Source organism: Pseudomonas sp. B8(2017) (genome assembly GCF_002113575.1).
Classification (GTDB): domain Bacteria; phylum Pseudomonadota; class Gammaproteobacteria; order Pseudomonadales; family Pseudomonadaceae; genus Aquipseudomonas; species Aquipseudomonas putida_Z.
In genome coordinates, this window is sequence record NZ_NEIO01000027.1 from 42,401 (window position 1) to 48,711 (window position 6,311).

Annotated in this window: 6 protein-coding genes and 1 pseudogene; all 7 read right to left on the reverse strand. The window is 60.1% G+C overall.

Features of this window, described 5'->3' with window-relative positions:
* Nucleotides 1-27: 27 nt before the first annotated feature.
* Complete coding sequence (locus tag CAG22_RS25105; protein ID WP_085706386.1) at nt 28-657, reverse strand: glutathione S-transferase family protein; 630 nt, start codon at nt 655-657, stop codon at nt 28-30.
* 274 nt (nt 658-931) lie between these two features.
* Nucleotides 932-1,483, reverse strand: a complete 552-nt coding sequence (locus tag CAG22_RS25110; protein ID WP_085590774.1) for a UPF0149 family protein — start codon at nt 1,481-1,483, stop codon at nt 932-934.
* A gap of 91 nt (nt 1,484-1,574) precedes the next feature.
* The gene (locus CAG22_RS25115; protein ID WP_085706387.1) at nt 1,575-2,564 is read right to left on the reverse strand and encodes an asparaginase; all 990 of its coding nucleotides are present in this window, start codon (nt 2,562-2,564) and stop codon (nt 1,575-1,577) included.
* Complete coding sequence (locus CAG22_RS25120; RefSeq protein WP_085706388.1) at nt 2,561-3,715, reverse strand: hypothetical protein; 1,155 nt, start codon at nt 3,713-3,715, stop codon at nt 2,561-2,563. The genes CAG22_RS25115 and CAG22_RS25120 overlap by 4 nt, the downstream gene beginning before the upstream one ends.
* A gap of 10 nt (nt 3,716-3,725) precedes the next feature.
* Nucleotides 3,726-4,622 carry a nitrilase family protein gene (locus tag CAG22_RS25125; protein ID WP_085590781.1) on the reverse strand — a complete coding sequence of 299 codons (897 nt, stop codon included), beginning with the start codon at nt 4,620-4,622 and terminating at the stop codon, nt 3,726-3,728.
* Nucleotides 4,623-4,766: 144 nt separating this feature from the next.
* Nucleotides 4,767-5,939 (reverse strand): annotated as a pseudogene (locus tag CAG22_RS25130) (FAD-dependent oxidoreductase); the annotation flags it as partial.
* A 251-nt stretch (nt 5,940-6,190) separates the two neighbouring features.
* Nucleotides 6,191-6,311, reverse strand: a 121-nt coding sequence (locus CAG22_RS28820; RefSeq protein WP_243434162.1) for a hypothetical protein, incomplete at its 5' end; no start/stop codon positions are given.

The window sequence follows — 6,311 nt, forward strand, 5'->3', positions numbered from 1 at the left end:
GGCGGCGTTCCTCGCAATGGCGGGATGTCAGGCGCTGGTCTGCAGGCCGATCACGGTGCGTGGCATGGGCACGAAGCCCGGCAGCGCCTCGATCCGCGCCAGCCAGCTGCGTACGTTGGCATAGGGCTCCAGCGACACATTGCCCTCCGGTGCGTGGGCGATGTAGGAGTAGTTGGCGATATCGGCGATGGTGGGTGTGCTACCGGCCAGGAAGGGCGTTTTGGCCAGCTCGGCGTCGATCACCTTCAGCAGGGTATGGGCGCGGGTAATCACTTCGTCGGTGTTGAACGAGGCACCGAACACCGTGACCAGACGCGCGGCAGCAGGGCCGAAGGCCAACGGGCCGGCAGCGACCGACAGCCAGCGCTGGACGCGGGCGGCGGCAGCGGGTTCCTCGGGGAGCCAGGTGCCGTTGTCGTACTTCTTGGCCAGGTACACCAGAATGGCGTTGGAGTCGGCGACCACCGTGCCGTTGTCGTCGATGACCGGGACCTGGCCGAACGGGTTGAGGGCCAGGAAGTCCGGCTGCTTGTGCGCGCCTTTGGCCAGGTCGACGAACACCAGCTCGGTGGGCAGGTTCAGCAGCGAAAGCATCAGCTCGATGCGATGGGCGTGGCCGGACTTGGGGAAGTTGTAAAGCTTGATCGGGTTCGACATGGGCTTGGCTCCTGATCAGCACCGGGGTGGGCTGGTGGAGCACATGCTGCACCGGTTCGGCTGGCAGCAGAATCCGTGTGGCGGGGAAACCATAATTTCGCAAGGCGAAACAATGGAAATATCCAGATCTGCGTATCCCCTGTGTAGGAGCGGCCTTGTGTCGCGATAGGGCCGCAAAGCGGCCCCCGACTATGGTTTATCGCTGCTGAAATCCTGGGGCCGCTTTGCGGCCCTATCGCGACACAAGGCCGCTCCTACAAAGGCAGGTGCAAGATCAGTGCAGCTTGTTGAAATACCGGAACAACCCGCGCGCAGCCTCGATCACCTGTGGCACACAAGCCTGGATGTCCGCTTCGCTCATCTGGTCCAGCAGTTCGAAGTTGTCCTCGAGCCCATGCAGCGAAATGGCCTTGAGCAGTCGGTCCTGCTCTGGCGGCAGCTCGGCCCAGCCAGCGACCTGAGTGCCGCGCATGTAGCCAAAGCACCACTCCTCCATGATGATCACACTGCCCTCTTCGCCTTCGCTTTCTTCGAACAGCGGCTCAAAGTGGTCGACATCGTCGCCCAACTCCTCCGCCACCTGGCTGGCATAACGCAGCATCAATGCCGTATACGCCTCTTCATGTGCCGGTTTCTTGAATTTCGGCACCTTGCCACCAGCCACCGCGGGCAACCACTGTTCCGGAGTGACAGTGGTCGGTGAGCTGGCCAGTGCAGTGAAAAAGCCATTGAGCTCGGCCAGGTTGAGTACCGAGTAGTCATTGCCGTAGGTGATCAGCAGGTCTTCGAGGCGGTCGAGTTCTTTTTCGCTGAGTGCGGGGAGCATGGGTGAACATCCTGGGAAGCAAAAGTGTGTGCACCCTAGCACAGCAACGCCCGAAGGGCTGCCCGCGCTTATAGCTTTGCGGGCAGATTGCTTAACGTGGCAACCAGCCATGCAGCAGCTGCTGCCTGCCAGTTCCGATCAACAGCCATAGCAGAATGCGACACTTGCGCGGACACAACTGCCCCGCCATGTGTACCCCCTTGCTCTGCAAATCGATCTCGGCACCGGCAAAACCGTAAGAGGCCGTGGCTGTTGGGCCACTGCCTGTGCGGGTAGCAACAATCACTGGCAAGGTGGGCGCGAGATGGCCAAGCACTTCGGACCAGCTACCGGAAACGTGGCCAGCACCAAAACCGGCGATGACCAGCCCCTCGTAGCCCAGTGTCGCTGTAGCCTTCAACAACGCCGTATCTGCGTCCAGGCAAGCTTCCAGCATTGCAACCCGATGCTCGGTGCGATGCGGTAACGGCAGCACCTCCCGTGGGCCAGGCGGTTGACGATATACCACGGCACCTTCCACAACATCGCCCAGCGCTCCGCACCCGGGTGATTCAAATGCAGCCATCGCGAGGCTTGCCGTCTTGCGAACCCTTGCAGCACAGTGAACCTGATCATTCATCAGCACCAGAACGCCGCGTCCACGGCTGCCCGGCGCCAGTGCAACCTGCGCCGCAGCCAGCAGGTTGGCCGGGCCGTCGTTGCCCGGCTGGCTGGCCGCGCGCATGGCACCGGTCATTACCAATGGCGCATCGAACGGCCAGAGCAGATCGAGGAAATACGCCGTTTCCTCGAGGCTGTCGGTACCTTGGGTCAGTATCACCGCGTGTGCTCCGCGAGCCACCTCGCCCCGGGCCCAGGCCAGCACCTCGAGCATCGCCGCAAGGCCCAGCGAGGCACTGGGGAGCAGACCCAGAGTGGCAGCTTCAAGCTGGGCCATCTCACGCAGTTGTGGCAACTCGGCCAGTTGCTCAGCGCAGTCAAGCTTGGGTATCACCCCGCATTCGCTTGCACTTGCCCGCATGCTCACCGTCCCTCCCAGGCTGGCGATCGACAACCTGGGCAGGTTTGCATGCGCTTTCATACGCCACCTCCAGCAAGCAGCCCGACCAGTGGAACGATCGCCAGTGTGCTGATGGCCATCGACACTACATTGCCGATGTAACCATGCATGTAGGCCGGCAAGCGCTGACTGATGGCCACCGCCAACGGTGGCGCTACCAGCGCGCCAAGCACTGCACTGGCTACAACCACTTGCCAGCCTCCACCGTGGGTGAGCACAGCGGCAGGTACGATAGAGACGATGGGAATGTAAGTGGGGTACCAGCCTCGCGTTTGCCATTGGCGACGCCAGAGCACGACTCCCACCAGTGATGCCAGCGCCTGCCCGGCAACCATCGGTATCAGCAGCAGCGAACCGTAGACTGGCGCAGCGGGTGCCAGCATGTATGCCAGGAACACCCCCAACAGCAGCCCGAGGCTGGCCAGTTCATTACCAAAGAATGGCGCTTCGCTGAAATCGGCCAGTACACGCCGCAAGGTCCAGGCCACACCGTAATCGGGTTGGGCCGCAACGGGCTCAGGTGCGGCGGGCGGTTGGCTGGGCCGTACCCATGATGGAAAGCGCCAGCACAGCATGAACGCCACCACGCTTGCCAGCGCCATGCCGCTTACGTTGCCGACTACCACCGGCAACTGCAGGGGGTAGCACAGGTAATTGACCATGAACAGGCTGGCTGGCGTTACCAACAGCGCTCCCAGCAGTGCGCCGCTGATGGTCACCTGCCAACCCGCACCAAAAAACAGCACCATGGCTGCTGGCAATGATACGAAAGCAACGAAGGTTGGTTGCCAGGTGCCACTGGCCAAGGTCCATCCCCACAACGCGTGACTGAGCAACAAGCCCAGCAGCGAACTGGTGAACACCCACGGCCATAATCCGCTGCCGTAGCAGATGGCAAAGCCGTGCCAGCGATACCCATGCACATGGGCCCAGTGCGCCAGGCAAGCTCCCAGCAGCAAGCCCAGGGCGGGCAACTCATGCTTGTAGAAGGCCACTTCGCTGATATCACCAACTATCCAGCGCAGGCGGCTTAACGGCTGATCGAGCGTCGCGGCCAGTTGCGTGTAGTCCGGCCATTGGCCCTGTACGAGGCTGGCAGCCAGGAGCACCAGCAGGCAGGCAAGGATCAACACCGACAAATGCTGCCGGTTGGGGAAGAGTAGCGTTTTCATGTGCAACTCCTCAGCGGGGCATAGGTGCATGAAGGCGATAGCCAAGCGTCGCATCGTAAAGGTCGGTGCGCCTGTCTCGCGGCAAGTCGTTGAGGCTGTTCCAGATCGGCGCCGAGCGGGCGCTGCTGAGGTCGACATCGGCGTAGAGAATGCCCTCCTCCTCTGCACTGGCCACCTCGCCAATGGGCCAGCCATTGGTACCGGCAATCAGTGAACAGCCCAGGAAGCGACCGCCCCGCTCGCTACCTATGCGATTGGCGGCAGCGATGTAGACGTTGTTGGTGTGTGCCGCCGTCATGGTCAGGTAGGACGCCATGCAGCGCCCTGTTTCATCGAACAGTGGTGGTGGCGTCCATACCCAGTTGTTCAGGCTGCAGATGATGTCGGCGCCTTGCGCAGCCATCAGCCGCGGCACTTCCGGGAACCAGATATCCCAGCAGATCAGCAGGCCGATACGGCCGATCGGTGTCTCGAACACAGGGAAGCCCAGGTCGCCAGGGGTGAACCAGAGCTTTTCCTGGTTCCACAGATGGGCCTTGCGGTAATGCCCGAGCAAGCCTTGCGGACCGAACAGAACGGCACTGTCGAAAAGTTTCAGTCCCTCGCGTTCGGCAAAACCCGCCGCCAGATATACCTGGTACTCCTTGGCGAAATCCGCCCAGGCTTTCAGGCTGCGCCCCTCCTCCAGCGTTTCGGCATGGGCATAGGCCTCTGCACGCGTGTGGAAGGTGTAGCCGGTGTTGGCCAGCTCGGGTAGCACGATCAGGTTGGCGCCTTCACGCGCCGCGCACCGAGCCAATGCCAGGCCCTTGCTCAGGTTGCCATCGCAATGCTCCAGCCCGACCTGAGGGTCGTACTGGATGACAGCGATACGTACGGGGCTGACGGGCGTGCAGTGTTCAGACATGGCGGCTTCCTTTTATGGTTGTTTTGGAAGGGCGCCAGTAAAGCGGGGTTGGGCGGGGGAGTGACAGTCGGGGAGTTCCTATGGGATCGAAGGACAAGAGAAGTGTTCCAGTAGGAAATTCCCCACAAAAACTCCCGGATGCAGCTATTTCCCAGCTTGATAATGTGGGTAGTGGTTCAGGGTAAAGCCACCATTGAACGATGCCGATGTTCTGTCGCACAGGTTGATGACCACATCAAGCGCCGTGCGTAAACACGGCTCGGTCCAGCCGGCGTCAACAGAGAAGGACTCTCCAGCCAGATACAACCCTGAACTGGCACTCAGATCACGGTTGTACTTCATCAGGCTCACTGCATCGTAATAGGTCCCAGCCCGATACAACTTTGCGCAGCCAAGCGCGTTTCGATCAGTCATCCAACGCTGTATGCGAATGTTTCGGGTATCGATATAAGGCGATATGGGTTCAGCCACGTTGCTGCAGCGAAGGAGGATCCGATCGAGTTCCTTCACGCACTTGTCGCCCAGTTCTTCATCTGAGAACGCGGCCAGTTTCGTTGCATCGTCTTCCCAAGTGTAACTGAGCAGGATGCAATCATCAGCGTAATGGTCGTTGTAGCGATAGGCATAGACATCGTGAACGAAACTGTCAGTGACCAGGATTTGCGGAAAAGCTGGGTTGCGGTCCAGGAAGCTTTTCTTCAGCGGAGCATAGACCTTGCAGCTTGTCTCCCAATGAGCATGCTTCCAGGCATCCATGATCGTCTGCGGCAATATCTGACGGCTGAAACCGTCGAGGCGGATGTTGGTTTCGATCGGCCAGGAAGGGATGGTCAAGATCACGCTGTCGAAGTCTTCGTATTGGACGTTCCCCTGCACCGGATCACTGCAATGCCAACGGTATCCGACCCGTACGCGACCATCCTCCAGCTTTTGTAGGGAACAGACCGAAGTGTCAGTCAGTAACCCATCATCTCGTTGCAGCAGGTGGTCATACAGCGAGGAACCGCCCATCCCGGCGTCCAAAAACATGAGGCTTTCGTCCATCGCCGCAAGCCCGATATAGGCTGGCCCCTGAAACATCAATCCTTTACTGTCAGGGACGCTGCTGGCTTCAAGATGGGGCGCAGCGTAAGGCACACCGTCCTGGTCAACACGCCCATGCACCAACTGCAAGTGACTGCTGAAGCCAAAGATTGCTGTACGCAGCGGGTAAAGGCAGCAGACGTCATAAAACGCTCCCCAGCTACCATCTCCAATACCGATTGCATAGAAGATGGCCGACTCGTCGCCACTCATGCCTAGCCCGCCAAAGTCACCAAGCAAAGATCAGGAGGGTTAGGGTAACGCGCAGCCCACGGCTTTACGGACAGGGATGGCACGATAGCCAGATCAGCAGGATGGTTGTGTGTTGAGCCGATGGTCATGGTCTCGTGTTCTCAATGAGTTGGGAACATGAGAATGATCAATCAAGAGATGCGTGAGGAGGTTGTTAATTAGTACCAACCGGCCACCACAGGATCGTGAGAGATCTATGGTGGCCGGGTTGATGTCAATAAAGCCGTTACGCCTTACACCGCCAGCGCACGCTCGCGCAGCTCGCTGTTGAGGATGCGGTCGTTCTCGCTGTAATCGACCGGGCAGTCGATCACGTGCACGCCCGGGGTCTTGATGCAGTGCTCGAGCAGCGGC

Excerpts from the sequence above, each read along its gene's own strand:
- CAG22_RS25120 (WP_085706388.1), bottom strand. The coding sequence starts at position 3,715 with ATGAAAACGCTACTCTTCCCCAACCGGCAGCATTTGTCGGTGTTGATC.
- CAG22_RS25110 (WP_085590774.1), bottom strand. The coding sequence starts at position 1,483 with ATGCTCCCCGCACTCAGCGAAAAAGAACTCGACCGCCTCGAAGACCTG.
- CAG22_RS25115 (WP_085706387.1), bottom strand. The coding sequence starts at position 2,564 with ATGAAAGCGCATGCAAACCTGCCCAGGTTGTCGATCGCCAGCCTGGGA.
- CAG22_RS25105 (WP_085706386.1), bottom strand. The coding sequence starts at position 657 with ATGTCGAACCCGATCAAGCTTTACAACTTCCCCAAGTCCGGCCACGCC.
- CAG22_RS25125 (WP_085590781.1), bottom strand. The coding sequence starts at position 4,622 with ATGTCTGAACACTGCACGCCCGTCAGCCCCGTACGTATCGCTGTCATC.